This window comes from Flavobacterium sp. J49 (genome assembly GCF_011742145.1).
Lineage (GTDB): Bacteria > Bacteroidota > Bacteroidia > Flavobacteriales > Flavobacteriaceae > Flavobacterium.
This window is the reverse complement of record NZ_JAAQQU010000105.1, coordinates 479827-501438: the sequence shown is the minus strand read 5'-3', so window position 1 is coordinate 501438 and position 21612 is coordinate 479827. Positions and strand designations below refer to the sequence as shown.

The 21612-nt window shown below is 37.4% G+C and carries 18 protein-coding genes; 8 read left to right on the top strand and 10 right to left on the bottom strand.

The window, feature by feature from the left end; translation table 11 throughout:
* The first annotated feature begins 84 nt into the window (after nt 1-84).
* Genes HA632_RS12980 through HA632_RS12970 form a run of 3 tightly spaced genes read left to right on the top strand, consistent with a single transcriptional unit; the run spans nt 85 to nt 2383 of the window.
* Complete coding sequence (locus tag HA632_RS12980) at nt 85-405, top strand: rhodanese-like domain-containing protein (protein ID WP_176307621.1); 321 nt, start codon at nt 85-87, stop codon at nt 403-405.
* 10 nt (nt 406-415) lie between these two features.
* Nucleotides 416-1720: an NAD(P)/FAD-dependent oxidoreductase gene (locus tag HA632_RS12975; RefSeq protein WP_176307620.1), complete on the top strand. Its 1305-nt coding sequence runs from the start codon at nt 416-418 to the stop codon at nt 1718-1720.
* A 3-nt stretch (nt 1721-1723) separates the two neighbouring features.
* Nucleotides 1724-2383, top strand: coding sequence for a M15 family metallopeptidase (locus HA632_RS12970; RefSeq protein ID WP_176307619.1), 660 nt, complete (start codon nt 1724-1726; stop codon nt 2381-2383).
* Here the strand turns inward: HA632_RS12970 and HA632_RS12965 are convergent.
* The 7 genes from HA632_RS12965 to tsaD all read right to left on the bottom strand — a co-directional run bounded on the left by HA632_RS12965 (nt 2380) and on the right by tsaD (nt 8811).
* Entirely contained in the window at nt 2380-2949 is a 570-nt protein-coding gene (locus HA632_RS12965) for a hypothetical protein (protein ID WP_176307618.1), read from the bottom strand. The genes HA632_RS12970 and HA632_RS12965 overlap by 4 nt on opposite strands.
* A gap of 4 nt (nt 2950-2953) precedes the next feature.
* Nucleotides 2954-4132, bottom strand: a complete 1179-nt coding sequence (locus HA632_RS12960; protein WP_176307617.1) for a class I SAM-dependent methyltransferase — start codon at nt 4130-4132, stop codon at nt 2954-2956.
* A gap of 1 nt (nt 4133) precedes the next feature.
* Nucleotides 4134-5225, bottom strand: coding sequence for an AI-2E family transporter (locus HA632_RS12955; RefSeq protein WP_176307616.1), 1092 nt, complete (start codon nt 5223-5225; stop codon nt 4134-4136).
* Between the two features lie 86 nt (nt 5226-5311).
* Nucleotides 5312-6265, bottom strand: a complete 954-nt coding sequence (locus tag HA632_RS12950) for a zinc metalloprotease (RefSeq protein ID WP_176307615.1) — start codon at nt 6263-6265, stop codon at nt 5312-5314.
* 164 nt (nt 6266-6429) lie between these two features.
* A complete protein-coding gene (locus HA632_RS12945; RefSeq protein ID WP_176307614.1) occupies nt 6430-7068 on the bottom strand; it encodes a DUF4159 domain-containing protein in 639 nt (212 codons plus the stop codon).
* Between the two features lie 9 nt (nt 7069-7077).
* Nucleotides 7078-7785 carry a 16S rRNA (uracil(1498)-N(3))-methyltransferase gene (locus tag HA632_RS12940; RefSeq protein WP_176307613.1) on the bottom strand — a complete coding sequence of 236 codons (708 nt, stop codon included), beginning with the start codon at nt 7783-7785 and terminating at the stop codon, nt 7078-7080.
* A gap of 3 nt (nt 7786-7788) precedes the next feature.
* Nucleotides 7789-8811 carry a tRNA (adenosine(37)-N6)-threonylcarbamoyltransferase complex transferase subunit TsaD gene (gene tsaD / locus HA632_RS12935; RefSeq protein WP_176307612.1) on the bottom strand — a complete coding sequence of 341 codons (1023 nt, stop codon included), beginning with the start codon at nt 8809-8811 and terminating at the stop codon, nt 7789-7791.
* Nucleotides 8812-8910: 99 nt separating this feature from the next.
* Here tsaD and HA632_RS12930 point away from each other — a divergent pair, with 99 nt between their 5' ends.
* The 4 genes from HA632_RS12930 (at nt 8911) to HA632_RS12915 (ending at nt 16635) form a co-directional block, all read left to right on the top strand.
* A complete protein-coding gene (locus HA632_RS12930; protein WP_228778788.1) occupies nt 8911-13440 on the top strand; it encodes a translocation/assembly module TamB domain-containing protein in 4530 nt (1509 codons plus the stop codon).
* A gap of 143 nt (nt 13441-13583) precedes the next feature.
* Nucleotides 13584-14570, top strand: coding sequence for a 6-phosphofructokinase (pfkA, locus tag HA632_RS12925; protein ID WP_176307611.1), 987 nt, complete (start codon nt 13584-13586; stop codon nt 14568-14570).
* 56 nt (nt 14571-14626) lie between these two features.
* Complete coding sequence (gap, locus tag HA632_RS12920) at nt 14627-15634, top strand: type I glyceraldehyde-3-phosphate dehydrogenase (RefSeq protein WP_176307610.1); 1008 nt, start codon at nt 14627-14629, stop codon at nt 15632-15634.
* A 149-nt stretch (nt 15635-15783) separates the two neighbouring features.
* Nucleotides 15784-16635, top strand: a complete 852-nt coding sequence (locus HA632_RS12915; protein WP_176307609.1) for a BadF/BadG/BcrA/BcrD ATPase family protein — start codon at nt 15784-15786, stop codon at nt 16633-16635.
* A gap of 60 nt (nt 16636-16695) precedes the next feature.
* On the opposite strand, the gene HA632_RS12910 is transcribed toward HA632_RS12915, so the two are convergent.
* From HA632_RS12910 to HA632_RS12900, 3 genes are all read right to left on the bottom strand, one after another.
* On the bottom strand, nt 16696-17118 hold the full coding sequence (locus tag HA632_RS12910) for a DUF1801 domain-containing protein (protein ID WP_176307608.1): 423 nt from the start codon (nt 17116-17118) through the stop codon (nt 16696-16698).
* A gap of 127 nt (nt 17119-17245) precedes the next feature.
* A complete protein-coding gene (locus HA632_RS12905) occupies nt 17246-17626 on the bottom strand; it encodes a RidA family protein (protein ID WP_176307607.1) in 381 nt (126 codons plus the stop codon).
* 46 nt (nt 17627-17672) lie between these two features.
* Nucleotides 17673-20339, bottom strand: a complete 2667-nt coding sequence (locus HA632_RS12900) for a putative LPS assembly protein LptD (protein ID WP_228778787.1) — start codon at nt 20337-20339, stop codon at nt 17673-17675.
* Between the two features lie 134 nt (nt 20340-20473).
* Between HA632_RS12900 and HA632_RS12895 the strand changes: the two genes are divergently transcribed.
* A complete protein-coding gene (locus tag HA632_RS12895) occupies nt 20474-21610 on the top strand; it encodes an N-acetylmuramoyl-L-alanine amidase (protein WP_176307605.1) in 1137 nt (378 codons plus the stop codon).
* The last annotated feature ends 2 nt before the right edge of the window (nt 21611-21612 follow it).

Below are 21612 nucleotides of genomic sequence, written 5' to 3'. Positions count from 1 at the left end.
TTTATATTTGGCTCAAGCGTTAATTAAATGTTGTAATTTAGAAATTACCCTTTGGAATTTATTATTTTTGAAAAAAATAACATCATGGATTTATCACAACAAGACTGGAAAGCGCAATTAGACAGAGATCAGAACGCTGTAATTTTAGACGTGAGAACGGCTGATGAATGCAGCGAAGGTTTTATCCCTAAAGCAATTAACATTGACATATACAAAGGTCAAGGATTTATTTATGCGGTAGATGAATTAGATAAATCTAAAAACTATTATGTGTATTGCAAAGCCGGAGCCAGAAGTGCGCAAGCTTGTCAGATTATGAAGCAAATGGGTTTTGAAAATACCTATAATCTTGAAGGTGGTTTTATGAATTGGAAAGGCGATGTCGCTTTTTCTTCTGAAGGTTAATTTTTAACAAATGAACATTCCAACTTCAAACAAACCCCGTGTTGTCATCATTGGCGGCGGCTTTGCAGGTATTGCACTGGCCAAAAAATTACGCAACAAAAACGTTCAAGTCGTTTTATTAGACAAACACAATTACCACACTTTCCAGCCTTTATTATACCAAGTAGCTACAGGCGGGCTGGAGGCAGGATCGATTGCTTATCCTATTCGGAAAGTGATTCAGGAGTATGATGATTTTTACTTTCGCCTGACTTCTGTTAAGGAAATAGATACCAAAGAGCAAAAAGTTATTTCAGAAATAGGCGATTTGCACTACGATTATTTAGTCATAGCCACCGGTTCTAAAACCAATTATTTTGGCAACAAAGAAATCGAACGCAATTCGATGTCAATGAAGACCATTCCGCAATCCTTGAACATTCGCAGTTTGATTTTGGAGAATTTTGAACAAGCGGTTTTGTTAAAGGATGAAACGGAGAGAAACCTGTTAATCAATTTTGTATTAGTTGGTGCCGGACCAACAGGTGTGGAGTTGGCCGGAGCTTTGGCTGAAATGAAAAAAGCCATCCTTCAAAAAGACTATCCCGATTTGGACATTTCCAAAATGGAAATCAACTTGATTCAAAGTAACGATAGGGTTCTGAACACCATGAGTGAAAAATCTTCTGCAGAAGCCGAGAAGTTCTTAGTTGATTTGGGTGTAAAAGTCTGGAAAAACATTCGAGTAACTAATTACGACGGACGAACCATTACCACCAACACCGATTTAACTTTTGAAACGGCAACCGTAATTTGGACAGCCGGAGTTCAAGGTGCCGCCATTCGCGGTTTGGATGCCAAATCTTTGGTGGAAAGGGTAGAGCGCATTCGGGTCAACGAATTCAATCAAGTGAAGGGATATGATAATATTTTTGCCATAGGCGATATCGCTTCGATGGAAAGCCCAAAATTCCCACAAGGTCATCCTATGATGGCGCAACCTGCGATGCAACAAGGAAAACTTTTGGGAGACAATTTGGTACAATTAATCAGCGGCAGAATCATGACGCCTTTTGAATACAACGACAAGGGCTCGATGGCTACAATCGGCAGAAACTTAGCCGTAGTCGATTTGCCTAAATACCATTTCAGCGGTGTTTTTGCTTGGTTTGTATGGATGTTTGTGCACTTGTTTTCGTTAATTGGGTTCAAAAACAAAGCGGTGGTGTTTACCAATTGGGTTTACAACTACATTCGCTTTGACCGAGAAGGAAGACTGATTGTACGTCCGTATAAGAAAAGAAGTTTTACCACGTTTACCAGTGATGAGATATAAACGATGAAAAAAATCTCCTTTTTATTGCTGGTTTTCCTAACACTTTCTTGTAAGTCGACTTATCTCGATACCAAGAAATCACCGGTTTTGCTGGATATCAATAAAGAAACCGATGACAACGCTTTTGTCAACCTGAAAAACTACAGCAACGATTTTGTTTTTGATATGAAATATGCCACAACAGACAATTTTTTAAATGAGAAAGTCTATCCGTGCGACGAATGTTTTTTGCGGGTAAAAACCGTTAAGTCCTTACTGGAAGCCAACAAAGCTTTTTTAGACAAAGGCTACAAGATCAAATTATATGATTGTTATCGTCCGATTGCGATTCAAAAGCAAATGTGGAAAATTGTTCCTAATCCGACTTATGTTGCCAATCCGAAGAAAGGTTCTATTCACAACAAAGGCGGAGCGGTTGACATTACCTTGGTAGATTCGGAAGGAAATGAATTAAATATGGGAACTAAATTTGATTTTTTTGGAGAAGAAGCAAGTCATAATTACTCCAATCATTCAGAAGAAATCCTGGCCAACCGAAAGTTGTTAAAGGAAATCATGCTCCAACACAACTTCAAATCCTTTGATTCTGAGTGGTGGCATTACAATTTGAAAAACAGTGCAGCCGATAAGGTGTCGAATCAAAAATGGCGCTGTGAAGACTAATTTTCAATACACTTCAAATAGTCGATAAAGTAAGTTTCGGGTTCGTAAACTTTCTTGTCCAATTCAGAGACAAAAGCGGTCCTAAAAGGATAATCTATTACTTCTCCGGCAAATTTGATTCTCATAAAAGTCACCGGAGAAACTCTTAAGTCTTCAAAATTCTCTTTTGAAAAAACAAAAGTTGCCGATGTAAGGCGGTTGTTGCCATTGTTTTCATCACGAAGTAAATTGCCACAGTTTTCGGTTCCGGTATTATACAAGGTCACAATTTTACCATTGTTCAACTGCAAATAAATTTTTGAGTTAGCATCATAACAAAGGGCTTTGATGAAATCCTGGCTGCGCTGTAAAATTTGGGTTTCCAATCCTAAAACCCCATTACTACTTGATAAAGTAAAGAAAATATCAGTAGAGTTGCCGGCAAAACTTCTTTCAAAAACGATGTATTGTTTGGTCGATTTATAAGTTCCCAAACTGTCTTTAATATCGTTGTCAATTTCACAAGGTTTTTGGGCAAAAGCAGTCAAATTAAGGAACAGAAATAAAACAAATAACAGATTTTTCATAGGTTTATGGTAATTTGCTGCAAAGTAAAACTATTTTATTATTATTTGCATCAGTTGTAAAAAAACAATACAAATTTCCACCGTCTTTGATTTTCCACTTTTTGCGAATGCTATCTACCGAATCGGGAAAGTTTCTAGTAGTAAGATTGGCCTTTTGGTTTTCGAGCAAAGGTTTCATCTCGTTTTTGTTGTAACCAATGTAGTGCTGAATTTCGAAACGACGTCCGGGAAAGTCAATCAACGTGTCCGAAGTATACAAATGGGAATGTTGGTGTAATTTGTTTAATTCAAACCGACACGAAACCACGTCAAACCCGCCCGATTTCATGATGGCAGCATTGGGTTCGTATAAATATTTTTGGGGCAAACCAAAGCTTGCCTGATGATCAGCATTGAGTTCAAAACGGAATTCCTCTGTTTTGGTTTTTAATAAATTGGCTGTAACGATTTGGGTTGAACCTTCATAATTTTTCTCCAAAATCCAGAGCAGTTCTTTGACTTCATTTTCCAAAGCAACAATGTGAATGGCTTTCACATTTTTCAGTTCCGACAAACCGGCGGTAATGTCTAATAATGGCGCGGTTTTTATCATGATATTGGGCGCGAAGTCAAAATAAAAATCGAGATTTTCCGGCACATTCGGAAGACAATCTTTGAGCATGAATACTTTGCCTTTGGCTTCATTTCTTCTAGACGGGTCGATGTAAATCCAATCGAGTTTTGGATTTTGGATTTTTAGAATATCATAACTATCGCCCGAAAAACATTGGATATTAGATGCTTTGAGTTGCTCAAAATTATGGTGTACAATTGTTGAAAGTTCTTGATTGATTTCACAATGAATGACTTGATTTAACTTTTTGGCAAAATAATAATCATCTACCCCAAAACCACCGCTCAAGTCCATCAAACTTTTCCCTGAAACCCATTGTGATTTGTATTCTGCAGTTCTTTCGGAAGAGGTTTGCTCTACTGAAATTTTAGAAGGATAAATGATGTTTTCGGCAGAAAACCAAGTCGGTAACTTGGTCTTTGCTTTTTGTTTGGCCGCAATTTGATTGAGAATAGCTGTGTAATCGCTATTGGGGAATTTGTTTTTTTGCAAGGCCAATTGATTGACATCAGTTTCAATATGGCTGCTAATAAAATCTTGAATTGCTTCGGCCAATATGGATTGATCCATACTAAATGTTTTTGGTTAACAGCTTGATGACTTTATTCTCAGGGAAGAACTCTTTGCCAAAAACCTTAAGAATCGTGTAAAAAGGAATAGCGATAATCATCCCAACTATGCCAAAAAGGAATCCGGTAATCAACACCACCAGAAAAATTTCCAGAGGATGCGAGCTCACGCTTTTGGAGAAAATCAATGGCGAAGATACATTGTTGTCGATTAACTGTACAATCCAAAAACCAATCATGACATAAATGGTTACGGGTAAAATTTGGGTTTGAAAATCACCGCCTAAGTTGCCCAACATGGTTAAAATGGCCGCAACCACAGAAGCAATCAGCGGTCCGATATAGGGAACAATGTTGAGCACCGCACACAAAAAAGCGATGAGTATGGCATTTTCTACACCAAAAATAAGCAGTACAATCAAGTACAAAATGAATACAATTAACAATTGGAGTAATAACCCGATAAAATAGCGTGACAACAAATGGTTGATTTTGTGCAATGAGTGTAAGATTTTGTCTTCCTGAGCATCGGGGATCAAGTTTTTGGCACTGACGATAAATACCAATCGGTCTTTGAGAAAGAAGAAGGTAATGAATAGGACAGAAGCCAACCCAATTCCAAAGCTGCTTATGGTAAGGATGACACTATTGAACAATTCCGGGATAAAACTAAAGTTTATTTTGGAACTGATATTGGCTTCTTTAAAAAGCCGAGAGGAATCTATGCCGTGACCGTCTAAAAATGCGGCTATTTTGTTAATCAATTCTAACGTACTCTTCTCAATTTCTGTGGTGTTTAAAAGCGATAAGTTTTCCCCTTGCGCCATGATTAAAGGAATAAACATCGATAGTAAACCAAAAATCAGCAACAAGAAAATAGTCAATGTCGCCGTGGTAGCAGCGATATGATTGAATTTGAGTTTTCTTTTAAAAAAATCGAGAATCGGATTTCCAATCAAGGTCAAAATGAAAGCAACCACTATGTAAATTATGACAGCTTGTATTTGATACAAAAAGTATAAAGCTAAGGCTGCTAATACAATAATTCCAACTCCTTTGACTATTCCAAGAGCAATTGTTTTTGAAGTCACCATGGTTTTAATTTTGACTAAAAGTAAAAAAAAACTCGTCTAGTTAATCATTACCAGACGAGTTTTTCCAAATTTATATTCAATAATTATTATGGCTGTGCGAAAGAGAATCTTGGACCTCCCGAAAGGAAGATGGCATCCATTCTTGATTTTTGCCCCAAAGTAAACATGTACATTCCTCTGTCATCTGTATAATCCATATAGTTCATGGTCATTTCTACAGGTGTACCTGAACAAGTACTGTAATGAGGATAAGTTGGAACACCATAGTTTGCAGTATTGTGTGTTGGAGTGTCAGCCACTTGGTCAGTACCACAAGTAGTATCTCCCCAAATGTGACGTAGGTTCATCCAGTGACCTACTTCGTGAGTAGCCGTTCTTCCTAAATTATAAGGATAGGCCGGACCTGAATTACTGGTTACACCAAAATATCTTGAGTCAACCACAACTCCATCAGTAGCAGAAGAACCACCCGGGAATTGGGCATAACCTAAAATACCGCCACCAATGGTACAAACCCATAGGTTTAATTTAGTGGTTGGAGAGGTTGGGTCTAATCCACCTTGTTTCGTTTTTTTCATAGCATCTCTGGTTCCCCAAGATGATTTGGTAGTTGATTTTCTGATTACTTGGTCTAAAACGAAAGTAATACCAACGTTAGCTTTAACACCTGAAAACAAAGCAGGAACTTGGTTATAGTCAGCGTTTTGGGCATTGAAATCAGCATTCAATACATCAATTTGGGATTGGATTTGCGTTAGAGAAATATTTTCTGCAGCAGTTCTGTAAAGTACATTGACTACTACCGGAATTTCGATACGACCATTTACCAATCGATTTTGAAGCATCGCATTTTCCGTAAATGCTTCAATTTGATTCATTCTGTCGGCTAATCCCGGGTTTTCTTTTAATTGTCTTTCCAAAACTTCATGCGATACACATGATCTTTTTGATATTCTAGCTTCGGAATTGGTTGTTTTATCATCCTCTTGACAAGAAAACAACATAAGCATTGCTGCTAACGATAAACAGATTTTTTTCATTATTATTTAAAATTTTGGTTAATTAGTTACTGCAATTTTAAAGAATAAGAATTTAATATGAAAAAAAAGCAATATAAGTTTTCAACAAATCGATGAACGGTATGTAATTTTAGGTTTTTCGGGTAAATGGTATTGTTTTGGAAAGAAATAAACTACATTTATTTTTAGTTGTTGAAGATGTAGTTTAAGATGTTAGCGCCCATTTTAAAGGCTTTTTCTCGAACTTCTTTAGGGTTATTGTGTACTTCAGGATCTTCCCATCCATCGCCTAAATCACACTCATAGGTGTACAATAAAACCAATCGATTGTCAATAAAAATGCCAAAGGCTTGTGGTCTTTTGTTATCATGTTCATGAATTTTAGGCAATCCGGAGGCAAAAACATTCGGCTTTTGAAAAATTGGGTGGTTGGCCGGAATTTCAACCAAGTCATTATTGGGAAATATTCTTTTAATTTCTCTTCGAATGTATTGGTCCATTCCATAGTTGTCATCGGCATGCAAAAATCCGCCCGAAAGCAGATAATTTCTCAAATTCACAATTTCAGCATCGCTAAAAACCACGTTGCCGTGTCCGGTCATATGCACAAACGGATAGCCGAAAATATCAGGACTTCCGGGTTCAACCGTAGCCGGTTTGGCTTTGATGTTTGTATTGATGTTTTGATTGGCGTATTTTATCAAGTTCGGCAATGAAGTCGGATTCGCATACCAATCGCCACCGCCATTGTATTTGAGCAAGGCTATTTCTTGAGAGTAGCCAATAGACGATATCAATAAAAACAGAAAAAACACTTTTTTCATAAACAGCTGTTAGGATTCATTTTTAAACACTACCGAATGACAAGCCACTATTGCAGCAGTTTCCGTTCGCAAACGCGTTTGTCCCAAAGATACAGGAATATAGCTCTGCTCGAGCGCCAATTGGATTTCTTTAACAGAAAAATCGCCTTCCGGACCGATTAAAATGGTTACATCTTCGTTGTTTTTCAATTCGTTTTTCAAGGATTTTTTATCGGTTTCCTCGCAATGGGCAATGAATTTTTGACCGCGACTTTCTTTTTTGACAAAGTCTTTGAAAGCAATGGGTTCATTTAATTTGGGCAAATAAAAATGCAAAGATTGCTTCATAGCGCTTTCCAAAATCTTTTGAAATCTATCGATTTTGATTACTTTTCGTTCCGAATGTTCGCAAATAATTGGCGTGATTTCTTGTATGCCGATTTCGGCGGCTTTTTCTAAAAACCATTCGTAGCGTTCGTTCATTTTGGTTGGCGCAACGGCCAAATGCAAATGAAATTTCGGCTTTTCTTGTTGTTCAAACGAATTGATTTTTACTGTACATTTATTGTCCGAAGCTACAGTGATTTCGGTTTTGAACAGAACCCCCAATCCATTAGTAACAAACAATACATCGCCTTCTTTTTTGCGCAACACTTTGATGATATGCTTGCTTTCTTCTTTGTCAAAAACAAAAGAATTAGCCGTTTCAGTAATCGATGGATTGTAGAATAATTGCATAGTTTAGAATTCAATTCGCGCTTTAGAAACGACAGAGGAATCGGTGAATTTGTCGTGTAAATATTTTTGGTAACCAACGATGCCAATCATCGCGGCATTATCGGTTGTGTATTCAAATTTAGGGATATAAGTTTTCCAACCGTATTTTCCTTCGGCTGCTTTCAAAGTCGTTCGGATTCCGGAGTTTGCCGAAACACCACCGCCAATCGCTATTTGCTTGATTCCGGTTTCGGCTACCGCCAATTTTAATTTTTCCATTAAAATTTCGATAATCACATTTTGAACCGAAGCACAAATGTCTTGTTTGTTTTCCTCAATAAAATTGGGATTGGCCAAGACATTTTTCTGAACAAAATACAGAATTTGCGTTTTCAAACCGGAGAAACTAAAATCTAAGCCATCCACTTTAGGTTTGGTAAACGGGAATTTTTTCGGATTGCCTTCTTTGGCAAATTGGTCTATCAATGGACCGCCAGGATAAGGCAAGCCTAAAATCTTAGCCGTTTTATCAAAAGCTTCACCAACAGCATCATCAGTAGTTTCGCCTATAATTTCCAAGTCGAAATAGTCTTTTACCTTTACAATCTGAGTATGTCCGCCCGAAATGGTCAAAGCCAAAAACGGAAATGTAGGTTTGTCAAAACCTTCTTCGTCAATAAAATGCGCCAAAATATGGGCATGCATGTGATTTACGGCGATTAACGGAATGTTTAAAGCCATCGATAAGGATTTGGCAAAAGACGAACCCACTAAAAGAGAACCCATTAATCCAGGACCTTGCGTAAAGGCTATGGCTGAGAGTTGTTCTTTACTGATTCCGGCTTTTTTAAGCGCAACATCAATTACAGGTACAATATTTTGCTGGTGCGCACGCGAAGCCAATTCCGGAACAACGCCTCCATACTCTTCATGAATGCTTTGTCGGGCAACGACATTGGATAATACTTTGTCATTGCGCAAAACAGCTGCTGCTGTATCGTCGCATGAACTTTCAATAGCCAGAATAAAAACTTCTTCGGTATGCATAAAAGGCACAAATTTTGATTTATATTTGACAAGCCTACAAAAAAATCAAAAGTAAAGATTTTTTGCAAAGGTAATTTTCTTTCCTAAGTCAAACACCATTTGGAAAAAAATAAAAAAAATAGCAAGTTAAAGAAAGTCAGAAAGATTGTAATACGTACCATTGTTACGCTGTTATTGCTATTTCTTTTAACTGCTATTGCCCTTTCCTTACCGGTAGTTCAGACCAAGATTGCCCATTATGCCACGGACAAACTCAATGAAGATTTCGGAACCAATATCAACATTGACGAAGTGGCGATTACTTTTTTTGGTGGCGTCAAGTTAAAAACCGTTTTGGTTCTAGACCATCACAACGATACTTTGATTTTTTCCAAAAGAATCAAAACCAGCATACTCGATTTCAAGAATCTTGTTGACGGCAAACTGAAGTTTGGCGATTTGCGCTTTGATGATTTGACCTTAAATATTGTCAATTACAAAAAGGAAAAAGACACGAATTTAGATTTATTCGTCGCCGCTTTTGATGACGGAAAACCCGGTACAGGCAAGTTTTTGATGACTTCAGCTAATGTTTACGTGAAGAATTCACACTTCACCATGATGGATTATAATCGAGCCAATCCCAAAGATGTTGATTTTAGTCAATTGAATGCCCATCTAAAAAAGTTTCAAATTAAAGGACCAAATGTAACCGCCCAAATAGCCGAAATGTCTTTTAAAGACCACAGAGGTTTATGGGTCAGAAACCTGAGTTCTGATTTTGGATACACCAAGAAAAACATCAGCTTGGAAAATCTGACGCTTAAAACCGATGAATCCTATTTGGAAGGTAAAGTAATCCTCAATTACAGTAGAGAAAATAAGGATTTCAGTGATTTTAATAATAAAGTAGTGTTTGATGTAACGTTGGATAAAGCAACGCTTTCCACTAATGATATTCGATATTTTTACGCTGAATTGGGCAAGAATAAAAAGTTCTATTTGCAAACCAAGGTCAAAGGAACGCTCAACGATTTTTATGCTACCAATTTATACCTCAAAGACGATAAGAATTCCATCATCAAAGGCGATGTAAATTTTAAAAACCTCTTTCCCAGAAGTCCGGGCGCTTTTTACATGAAAGGTGACTTTGATAAAATTACTTCCAATTATACTGATTTGACTAATCTTTTGCCCAACATACTTGGGAAAAAGTTGCCAACGTCGTTGCAAAAATTAGGACAGTTTTTCTTTGTGGGTGAAGCTGAAGTAACACAAAAGTACATCAATGCCGATTTTGTGATGAATACCGCTTTGGGCATAGTTGAATCTAATTTGCACATGACTGATATCGACAATATTGACAATGCCAAATACAATGGTTACGTCATTTTGGACAATTTTGATGTGGGTAGTATTATCAATGATAAATCCATCGGCAAAGTAAGTCTTGATTTGGATGTTGACGGAAAAGGATTCACACAAAAATACCTGAATACTTCTTTTGTTGGTGATGTTTTTCAAGTGCATTACAATGGGTATAACTACAGCAAGATTATTGTAGACGGTTCTTTTAAACAGCCTATTTTTAAAGGAAAAGTAATTGCCAATGACCCCAGTTTATTTATGGATTTCAATGGAACTGTAGATTTGTCTAAAGCGGAGAATGTGTATGATTTTCATGCCAAAATTGACTATGCAAACTTGGTCAAGCTAAATTTTATCACAGATTCTATCTCAGTTTTCAAAGGCGATATTTTGGTCAAAGCTACCGGGAATTCAATGGACAATCTTAAAGGAAATTTGTTGTTGACCAATTCGTCTTATCAGAACAAAAAAGATATTTATTTTGTAGATTATCTTGAAATGAATTCGACCTTTGACAGCGATGGAGAGCGAACCATAACCATCAATTCTCCTGATGCGATTGAAGGTTCGGTTGTGGGGAAATACCAATTCAATCAAGTACAAAAAATGGCCGAAAATGCCTTGGGCACTTTCTATTCTAATTACAGGTCAAACAAAGTGTTGCCTAATCAATACTTGAAATTCAATTTCGCCATCAACAGTAAGATTATTGAGATTTTCAATCCTGATATTACCATTGCACCCAACACGCAACTCAAAGGAAATATCTCTTCCGATTCAAGGAAATTTGTATTGAATTTAAATTCACCTAAAATTTCGGCTTACAACAATACCTTTGACAATATCTTGGTCCAAGTGGACAACCAAAACCCTTTGTACAACGCCTATGTGCAGATGGATTCCATCAAAACAAAGCACTACAAAATCAGAGACTTTAGTATGATAAATACTTTTTCTAAAGACACCTTGCGTTTCAGAACTGAGTTTAGAGGAGGCAAAAAAGGGCTTGATTTTTATAATTTGAACCTTTACCATACCATTAATAAAGACAACAATAATGTGGTTGGTTTTGACAAATCAGAACTGCAATTCAAAGATTATTTGTGGTATTTGAATGAAAAAGAAAATCCGGAAAGCAATAAAATTGTTTTTGATAAAAAATTGAAAAACTTCTCCTTTGAAGATTTGGTGTTGTCTCATGAAAATCAGAATATCAACTTTATCGGACTCATCAAAGAAAGTCAAACCAAAGATTTGCAGCTCACTTTTGACAATGTCAATTTGAACAAAGTCACACCCGATGTAGAGAAATTCAGGTTTGACGGAAACCTTAACGGGAAAATCAACTTCAAACAAAGCAGTACCGTTTTTCAACCTACATCAACATTAAAAATCGACAGTTTGTCGGTCAACGCCATTCCTTTAGGAAACTTAAATCTCGATATTGAAGGCGATGAAACCTTGAGAAAATTCCACATTGCCTCTAATTTGGAAAATGAAAACGTTGATTCCTTCACGGCCGATGGTGATATTGAAATTGTAGACAACCAAACTTTTTTGGATGTAGACTTGAGTTTCGACAAATTTAATTTGGGCATTTTGAGTAAAATCGGTGGAGATGTTATTACTAATATTCGCGGTTTTGCTTCCGGGAATGCCCGAATTGACGGAAACATCAATAGCTTGGATTACAATGGTCGATTGTACATCAATGAAGCCGGATTGAGGATTCCGTATCTCAATACCGATTATCAATTTGTAAAAAATTCAATCGTTGATGTCACAGAAAATAAATTCATCATCAGGGAAACAACCATAACTGATACCGCTTTTGATACTAAAGGAACTTTGAGTGGTTTTATAAAACACAAACAATTTGGAGACTGGCAATTGGATTTAGCCATCAGCTCCAATAGGCTTTTGGCATTGAATACTAAAGATTCTGAAGATGCAGCTTATTACGGCAAAGCATTTATGGATGGTTCGGCTTCCATTAAAGGACCTACAGACGGTTTGATGATCAGTGTAAATGCTGAATCAGCCAAAGGAACCGATATAAAAATTCCAATCAACGAAGCCGAATCGGTAGAAGAAAACAGTTTTATCCATTTCATTACCCCGGCCGAGAAAAATATAAACGGTAAAGATAAAATAGCTCAGAACAAAAAGTACAACGGCCTCGAATTGGATTTTAATTTTGAGATCAATAAGAATGCTGATATCGAGGTTATCCTCGACAGAGATTCAGGTCACGGGATGAAAGGAAAAGGATACGGAACATTACTTTTCAGAATCAATACACTAGGAAAGTTTGAAATGTTTGGAGATTTTATCGCCTTGGAAGGTACTTACAATTTTAAGTATGGCGGATTGATTGACAAAAAATTTGATGTAAAAAAAGGCGGTTCAATCAATTGGCAAGGCGATCCAATGGCTGCCACACTCAATTTAGAAGCGGTTTACGAAACTACTGCTAATCCGGCAGTTTTAATTGACAATCCTTCGTTTAATAAAAAAGTAGATGTAGAAGTTATTATAGGAGTAAAAGGTAGTTTGGCCAATCCTGACCCGGATTTTAATATCAATTTCCCAACAGTTGGGAGTTCCCTAAAATCAGAGATTCAATACCAATTAGATGATAAAGACAAACGTCAAACCCAAGCTTTGTATCTTTTGTCAACCGGTAGTTTTTTGAGCCAGGATGGCGTGAATCAGAACCAATTGTCAAACAATCTTTTTGAAAAGGCCAGTAGTTTGTTTAATGATATTTTTAAAGGAGAAAACGATAAATTACAGCTTGGGATTGATTACGTCACAGCCGATAAGACACCCGAATTACAAACAGATGGTAGGATTGGAGTTACCGTTTCATCTAAAATTAATGAGCGTATCACTGTGAACGGAAAAGTAGGAGTGCCGGTAGGAGGAATTTCGGAAACCGCTATTGTAGGAGACGTTGAAGTTCAATATAGGGTAAATGAAGACGGAACGCTCAACTTAAGAGTGTTCAACAAAGAAAATGATATCACTTATATCGGACAAGGAATCGGATATACCCAAGGAATCGGAATGTCTTACGAGGTCGATTTTGATACCATGAAAGAATTAATCAATAAGATTTTCAAAAATGCTAAAATTGACCGAATCAAAACAGTCAATCATGCTGATCAAGATTCAGATTTTCCGGATGGTATTCGTATGAAATCAAAATCAGATCCAAAACAGGAGCAGAAAACGCAACAGCCCAAACCAAATCAGGAAGGCGTTCCTACCGAGGATTAGCCACTTCATTGCCTTTTCTTTTTAACACACACCAAAAACTTATCAACGAAAACGATTGAATTTCACTTATTTTATTAATATATTAATAATATGAGCAAAAAACTACTTCGTCTTTGCTAATTTTACATTTTAATACGATAAAAATGTCTAAAAGTATAAAAAAGATTGGAGTATTGACCTCAGGTGGTGATTCACCCGGAATGAATGCTGCCATTCGTTCTGTTGTCAGAACATGTGCCTATCACAATATAGAGTGTATAGGGATTTACAGAGGTTATCAAGGAATGATTGAAGGCGATTTTAAAGAAATGGGACCGCGTAGTGTGAACAACATTGTAAATAAAGGCGGAACTATATTAAAATCAGCGCGTTCTAAAGAATTCATGACCGTGGAAGGCCGACAAAAAGCCCATCAAAATTTGGTAAACGCAGGCGTTGATGCTCTAGTAGTTATTGGCGGTGACGGTTCTTTTACCGGTGCGGAAGTATTTAACAACGAGTTCGACTTTCCGGTGATGGGAATTCCGGGGACGATTGATAACGATATTTTTGGTACCAGTCATACTTTGGGCTATGATACCGCTTTGAACACCGTTGTAGAATGTATCGATAAAATCAGAGATACCGCAAGTTCACACAATCGTTTGTTCTTTGTGGAGGTAATGGGAAGAGATGCCGGACACATTGCTTTGAATGCCGGAATTGGTGCCGGAGCTGAAGAAATTCTGATTCCTGAAGAAGATTTAGGTTTAGACAGACTACTGGAATCGCTGCAAAAAAGTAAAGCTTCCGGAAAATCATCCAGCATAGTCGTAGTGGCAGAAGGCGAAAAAATGGGAAAAAATGTTTTCCAACTCAAAGATTATATCGAAGAACATTTACCGGAATACGACATCAGAGTGTCTGTTTTAGGTCATATGCAACGTGGCGGTTCACCTTCTTGTTTTGACCGTGTATTGGCATCGAGATTGGGCGTAAAAGCGGTAGAATCTTTAATAGAAGGCAAAACCAATTTTATGGTAGGTGTATTGGCCGATAAAATAGAACTAACGCCTTTGGAACAAGCCATCAAAGGGCATTCTGAAATCGATGTAGAGCTTTTAAGAGTGTCTGATATTATGTCGACTTAAAGGTGAAAGCACAAATATAAAATCACAATTAAATAATAAATAGAAAATAAAATAAAATGTCAAAAGTAAAATTAGGAATTAACGGTTTCGGGAGAATTGGAAGAATTGTTTTTAGAGAAACCTTTAACAGAGATAATGTAGAAGTAGTAGCCATAAACGATTTATTAGATGTTGACCATTTGGCTTATTTATTAAAATATGATTCAGTTCACGGTCGTTTTAACGGAAAAGTGGAAGTAAAAGACGGCAAATTATACGTAAACGACAAATTCATCAGAGTAACTGCCGAGAGAGATCCAAAATTGGTTAAATGGGATGACAAAGATGTTGACGTTGATGTAGTAGCCGAATGTACCGGTTTCTTTACGACAATCGATACAGCCAAAGCACACATCGATGGTGGTGCCAAAAAAGTAATCATTTCAGCGCCTTCTGCTGATGCACCAATGTTTGTAATGGGAGTTAACCATACCGAAGCTAAAGCTACGGATACTGTAGTTTCTAATGCTTCTTGTACCACCAACTGTTTGGCGCCATTGGCCAAAGTAATCAATGACAACTTCGGCATTGTTGAAGGTTTGATGACTACTGTTCATGCCACTACTTCAACGCAAATGACAGCTGACGGGCCTTCAAGAAAAGACTGGAGAGGCGGACGTGCAGCCAGTGTTAACATTATTCCTTCTTCTACCGGTGCTGCCAAAGCCGTAGGAAAAGTAATCCCGAGTTTGAACGGCAAATTAACCGGAATGTCTTTCCGTGTGCCAACCGTTGACGTTTCTGTAGTGGATTTAACCGTAAAAGTAGCCAAAGAAACTTCTTATGAAGAAATTATGGCAGTTTTGAAAAAAGCTTCTGAAAACGAACTAAAAGGAATTCTCGGATTTACCGAAGATGACGTAGTGTCTCAAGATTTCGTAGGCGATTCAAGAACTTCTGTTATTGATGCTAAAGCCGGAATTGGTTTGAACTCAACCTTCTTCAAATTGGTTTCTTGGTACGATAACGAATACGGTTATTCAAGTAAATTGATTGATTTATCAGTGCATATTGCCGGCTTATAATAATAAATAACAAATTCCCGTTATCTTTGCGATGACGGGATTTTTTATACCCAACAAACAACCAAACCGAAATAATAAAGAGGATTAAGTTTTATCATTTGAACTGCTGTTCAAATTCGTAATTCCTAATTCGTAATTCCTAATTGATTATGAAATTATTAGTTGACAGTGGTTCTACCAAAGCCGATTGGATTGCAATTGATGACAACGGAAAAGTGCTTTTTACCACTCAAACCTTGGGCCTCAACCCCGAAGTGTTAGACAAAGAAGAAGTGATTGCGCGTCTGGATGACAAATTTGACATAGAACACAATAAAGATAAAGCAACACACTTGTACTTCTATGGTGCCGGTTGCGGTACTGACCGTATGAAAAACTTCTTGACCAAAGTGTTTGAAGAATATTTTACCAATGCTGTGGTTTCGGTACATGAAGATACTTATGCGGCGGTTTATGCCACGACTCCCAAAGACGAGCAAGCTATTGTTTGTATCCTTGGCACAGGTTCTAATTGTAGTTTCTTTGATGGTAAAGTATTGCATCAAAAAGTACAATCTTTAGGTTATATTGCCATGGATGACGGTTCAGGGAATCGCTTTGGAAGGCATTTGATTCGCGGATATTATTTTAACAGTATGCCCAAAGAATTGGCCAAAGAGTTTGAAGAAGAATACAATGTAGATGCCGATTATATCAAAGCCAATTTGTATAAAGAAGCCAACCCAAATGCTTACTTGGCGACTTTTGCCAAGTTTATCATCAAACACAAAGACAATCCTTTTTGTAAAAAGATTATCAAAAAAGAATTGAAAGCTTTTGCCAAAAATTACATCATGCAATACGATAATTGCAGAGAAGTGCCGGTGCATTTTGTGGGTTCTATTGCGTTTTATTTGAAAGACGAATTAGAGCAGATTTTAGCCAAATACGATATTAAAATAGGCAACGTACTCCGAAGACCAATCGACGGACTGATTGCGTACCACATTTTAAATAAATAATAAAAAAAACCTAACAGCAATGTTAGGTTTTTTTGACTGTATTAAAAGTTTTAATAGCCTTTAAGTCGTCGTAAAACCGAATCTTAATGCAGCTTCCAGAACCTCAAGGTTTATGTCTTGTATTGTTTTAAACTTAATGCAATAGCCGGTCACGCTGGCCTTGCCTATTTTTTCACCATAGGTTTGGACCAAATAAGTTTTGTCATTAATACCTATGAGATATAATGAAATTCCGGTTTTGTTGGCACTTAGACCAATTTGATAAAATTCTCTCGTTTTACCGTCAGCATATTTTATGGTGTAAAGACCATAACCTATGTTGGGGTTGGCAATCACTTTTTGGCTACTGTTTTTACCATCCAAAAACCATAATTTACAAGTTGGATTGATACCCAAAATGATTTGGTGCAACCTTTCCATATCCTTTTTTTTGGGTTCAGGTTGACTGTTTATGTAGGCTTCAATTTGAGTTGGTATGTTCATCTGAAACTATAACAGGGTTAGTCATTATTAACGAGTAAATGTAAATAAAAAATCCCTCATCGTTTTCACAACAAAGGATTGGTTTTTTAGAACACTATATTGATCATTCAAAACGGAAGAATGAACACTATTTTACTGCCGTCATTGAAATCTCGACATTCACATTCTTAGGCAAACAAGCTACTTGAACGGTTTCTCTGGCCGGAGCTGTAGCTTCGTCAAAATAACTGCCGTAAACGGTATTGATTCGGGAAAAGTCACCCATGTTCATGATGAAAATGGTTGTTTTAACTACGTTATCAAAAGTCATATCAGCGGCTTCAAGAACTGCTTTCATATTTTCCATGACTTGTTTGGTTTCGGTTTCGATATCGTCTAAAACCAATTCCATGGTAACGGGATTCAAAGCAATTTGTCCCGAAGTGTAAAGAGTATTGTCCACCAATACCGCTTGGTTGTATGGACCAATCGGCGCCGGCGCTTTGTCTGTAAAAATTATTTTTTTCATCAGTGTTTTTATTTTCTTTTTTCTTTGCTCTTTCTTCTCTTTTCTATTATCTCAAAGTTCTGTCCGGAAGCGAACGTTTATCCCACTTGATATCGCTTAACACACCCGATTTGATTCCGATAAAGAAACCCCAATAGGCATTGTCGCCAAACGGCACCCAGTTGAAATCCATACGCCAGCTCAACAAATCGCGTTCAAAACGGAATTGCGTAAACGTAACGCCTTTTTGTACAAAGTCATAACCGGTCGAAACACCTATTTTCCATTTGGGTGTCAAATCAGTGTTCATTGAAATCATAACCGAATTGCCGGTGATTTCCTGCTCTCGTCGATTGTTGGAATAGGTGAGTGAATAAGCCAAAGTCATGTCCCAGGGCAATTCGTATTTAAAGAATTCTGATACCGGTTTTGCTTCCTCATCGTTTTGGTCAAACTGACTCTGTCGGCGGTCACTCAAATCGGTATTGGTTCCAAATAAATCATCTTCACGACCACCATTTCGCTTGCCTTGTTCGTTTTTCTTATCGGCACCACTGCCGTCTTTACTCGAAAATGAATAATTGAGCGTCATGTTGGCACTGGTCATTCTGAACAAGCTTCCGCCATTGTCAATGTTCCAAGTATTGATTCTTTGCCCCGAGTTATTAATGGCATAAGGGTCAAGTGTCGCTGCAAAATTGATGTTCATTTTTTGCTTTAACAGTTGTGTTCCGCCGCTCACACGCATCGGTGCCCATCTCAAGGAATCGGCGGTAATATCGTAGCTGGTGGAAAAATTCAAATTGTTCAAGAGCATCACTTTTTTAGGCTCTGTTTTGGTTGAATCCTTTTCGGTTACTTTGGCTTCAAAAGTGTTACTCAAACTGAAACCAACGTTATTGGACATCGTTTTGCCGGGTGCGCCGAAAATTCCGCCTTCGAAACGCGTGTAATCTTTGAGCATAGTACCACTGCCATCGGGGTCATAAGTGTCGTAGTATTTTTCAAAACTCGGCGTATAGCTATAGGTAATGTTTGGTCTCACCACGTGTCGAATGGCCTGAATTTTTTTCTTTTCGCCAAAATTAAAAGTACCATAAATGGTAGTTCCCAAACCGGCAGAAAACGAATAGGTTCTGAAAGCATCAAATCCGGCTACTTCATTGTTAACCACTTGATTGGTTGTAGCTTGGTATTCTTTTGTGATGGTTTTAAAATACCAAACTTCATTATAATTCACCGAAGTAGAAGCACTAAAGTATTTGAAAACTTTAAAGTTAGTACTCAACGGAATGCTATGCTGGAAACCCAATTTGGCATCGCGGAACATTTCCGATTTGAAGAAAAGAGAATCGGTGGTTGCAATTCGGTTTTCACCTCTTAAGTTGTATTGTAAATTGATGTTTTTAAAGAAACCTTTCTTAATCCCGTCTTTGGGCGCAAAAGGAAAAATTCTGTCCACGCTCATTTGCAAAGTAGGCAAGGTCATGTTGATTTGTTCGGTATTGGTGTTTTGCGAGTGAGTTGCAGCCAATGACAAATTCACCTGAGGAACCGAATTGAACGTCTTTGAGTAAGATATGGAAGAACTTAAGGTGTTGTTCAAAGTCGAACCCACATTCACCTGATTCAACGATTGACGGAAGAATTTACTACTTCCTAAGTTGACCGAAGCAGAGAACCTTGAATTCGGGTTGGATTTTCCGTCTTTAGAATGTGTCCATTGGATATTGTAATTGTTGGCTCTGCTGTAATCGGGATAACCTCTTTCACTTTGAATAAGATTTTCAAAACGGACGTTTACATTCCCTAAGAACTTATAGCGCTTGGCATAGGAAGATTCAAATCGGATTCCGTAACTACCATTAGTATAATAATCGCCCAAGACTGCTAAATCATAGTTATCGCTCAAAGCAAAATAATAACCACCGTTTTGCAACGAAAAACCACGGGTATTACTGTCGTTGTATGTTGGGATAATCAAACCCGAACGCGCTTTGTCCGTCATCGGGAAAAAGGCAAAAGGCAAAGCGATAGGCGTAGGTACATCGGCTATGACCATATTCGTTAAACCTACCACAACTTTTTTTCCGGGAACCAGTTTGACGCGGTTGGTTTGAAAATAGTACTCCGGATTTTCAATGTCTTTGGAAGTGGTGAAACGCGCGCCTTTCATAAAATAAACGGAGTCATTTTCCTTCTTGGTGATGGCTGCCTTGATGTTCATTTCTCCTTGTTGGCTTCTCGAATTCCAAACCAAAGCTTTTTTGGTTTTAAAATTAAAGCGAATCGAATCCGGTTCGACTACATTTGAGCCTTGTTTGAAAACCGGTCTTTGGGAGTATTTTCCGGTGGAATCCTTAATTCTTCCGGCGTAAACTTCGTCTTTTTGGTAGTCAATAACAATGATACCCGACTTCAATTCGATATCCTGATAGTACACTTCTGCCTGATTGTAGAGCGTAATGAGTTTTTTCTTTTGGTCTAATTTTTCGTAGTCAACCGCTTTTCTTTTGATTTTTCCGTCTAAAAATGATTTCTTGGGCTTTAGACTGTCTTTTTGGCTAGAGTCAATGACTTTTGTAAGATCAGTTAACTCAACTTTAGTGCTATCTGCTTGGTTTTTAGCAGGGATAGGATTGCTTTTTGGAGGTAAGTCTTGTGAATATGTTTTTGTGATTCCTAATGTTAGGAAAATTGTTAAAAAAACGATATTAAATAAGTTTCTTTGCAAAGGTTTAATGCTATTTTTGTAGAAATATGGCTTGGTTTTTGACGTGGCAAACTTAAACAATATTTTCGGTCAAAAATAGGTAAATATTACATTTATGATTGCTGTGTTTTAATTAAAATTAACTTTTGAAGTCGATGGGTTTTCAAAAAAATATAAAATCGTATTTATCGTTACTGTTACTCCTGAGTGTTTTGACTGTTTTTGGGCAGGGCAAAACCAATAAGTTTGTAGTGGTATTAGATGCAGGTCATGGCGGAAAAGATCCCGGTAATTCTTATCACGGCTTTGTTGAGAAAGAAATCGCTTTGAAGACAACCTTAATAGTAGGTGAAATACTCGAAAAGGAGAAAGATTTTGAAGTGGTTTATACCCGCAAAAACGATACTTTTATTGAATTGGTCAACCGTCCGAAAGTAGCCAATAAAATCAATGCCCATTTGTTTGTCTCTATTCACTGTAATTCGGTCTCCAATCAAACGCCTTCGGGAACAGAAACTTTTGTGATGGGATTGTCGCGAAGTGATATGAACTTGGAAGTAGCCAAAAGTGAGAACTCCGTAATTTTATTGGAAGACAATTACAATAAGACATACAAAGGCTTCGACCCTACTAAACCCGAAAGTTTAATTGGTCGAGTAATGATTCAAGAAGAGAATTTAAATAGTAGTATTAGTTTGGCTTCAGCCATACAGGATAATTTTACCCACAATTTAAACCGAAAAACAAGAGGTGTAAAGCAACAACCGTTATGGGTTTTAGACGCCGCAGTAATGCCCGGAGTATTAATTGAACTGGGCTTTTTATCCAACAAAGAAGAAGGAGAATTTTTAAATTCAGAAGAAGGGCAGAACAAAATGGCCAAGCAAATAGCCAAGGCGATTTTAAAATACAAAAGAGAATATTTTGACGGCGCCATGGTTAAGGAAGAAACTGAGTCTCCCGAAGATACTATTAAACGAGCGGAAAAATCATTGGTACAAACCCCGGTAATTTCAAAACCGGAAGAAACCCAAATGACTCCTGTCGTTGAAGGTTCTTACAAAGTACAATTGTTTGCCAGTTCAAAGAAAAGAGAGCTGACTTCACCCGATTTTAAAGGCTTAAAAATGATAACTTATACTTTTGAAAATAATTTATACAAGTATTTCTATGGTAATACCACAGATTTAGAAGGTGCCAAAAGAATGAATGAAGAGGCCAAAAGACATGGGTTTAAAGACGCCTTTATTGTCACAACTATGGGAGGAAAAACCTCTGCCGTAAAAATTTAAAA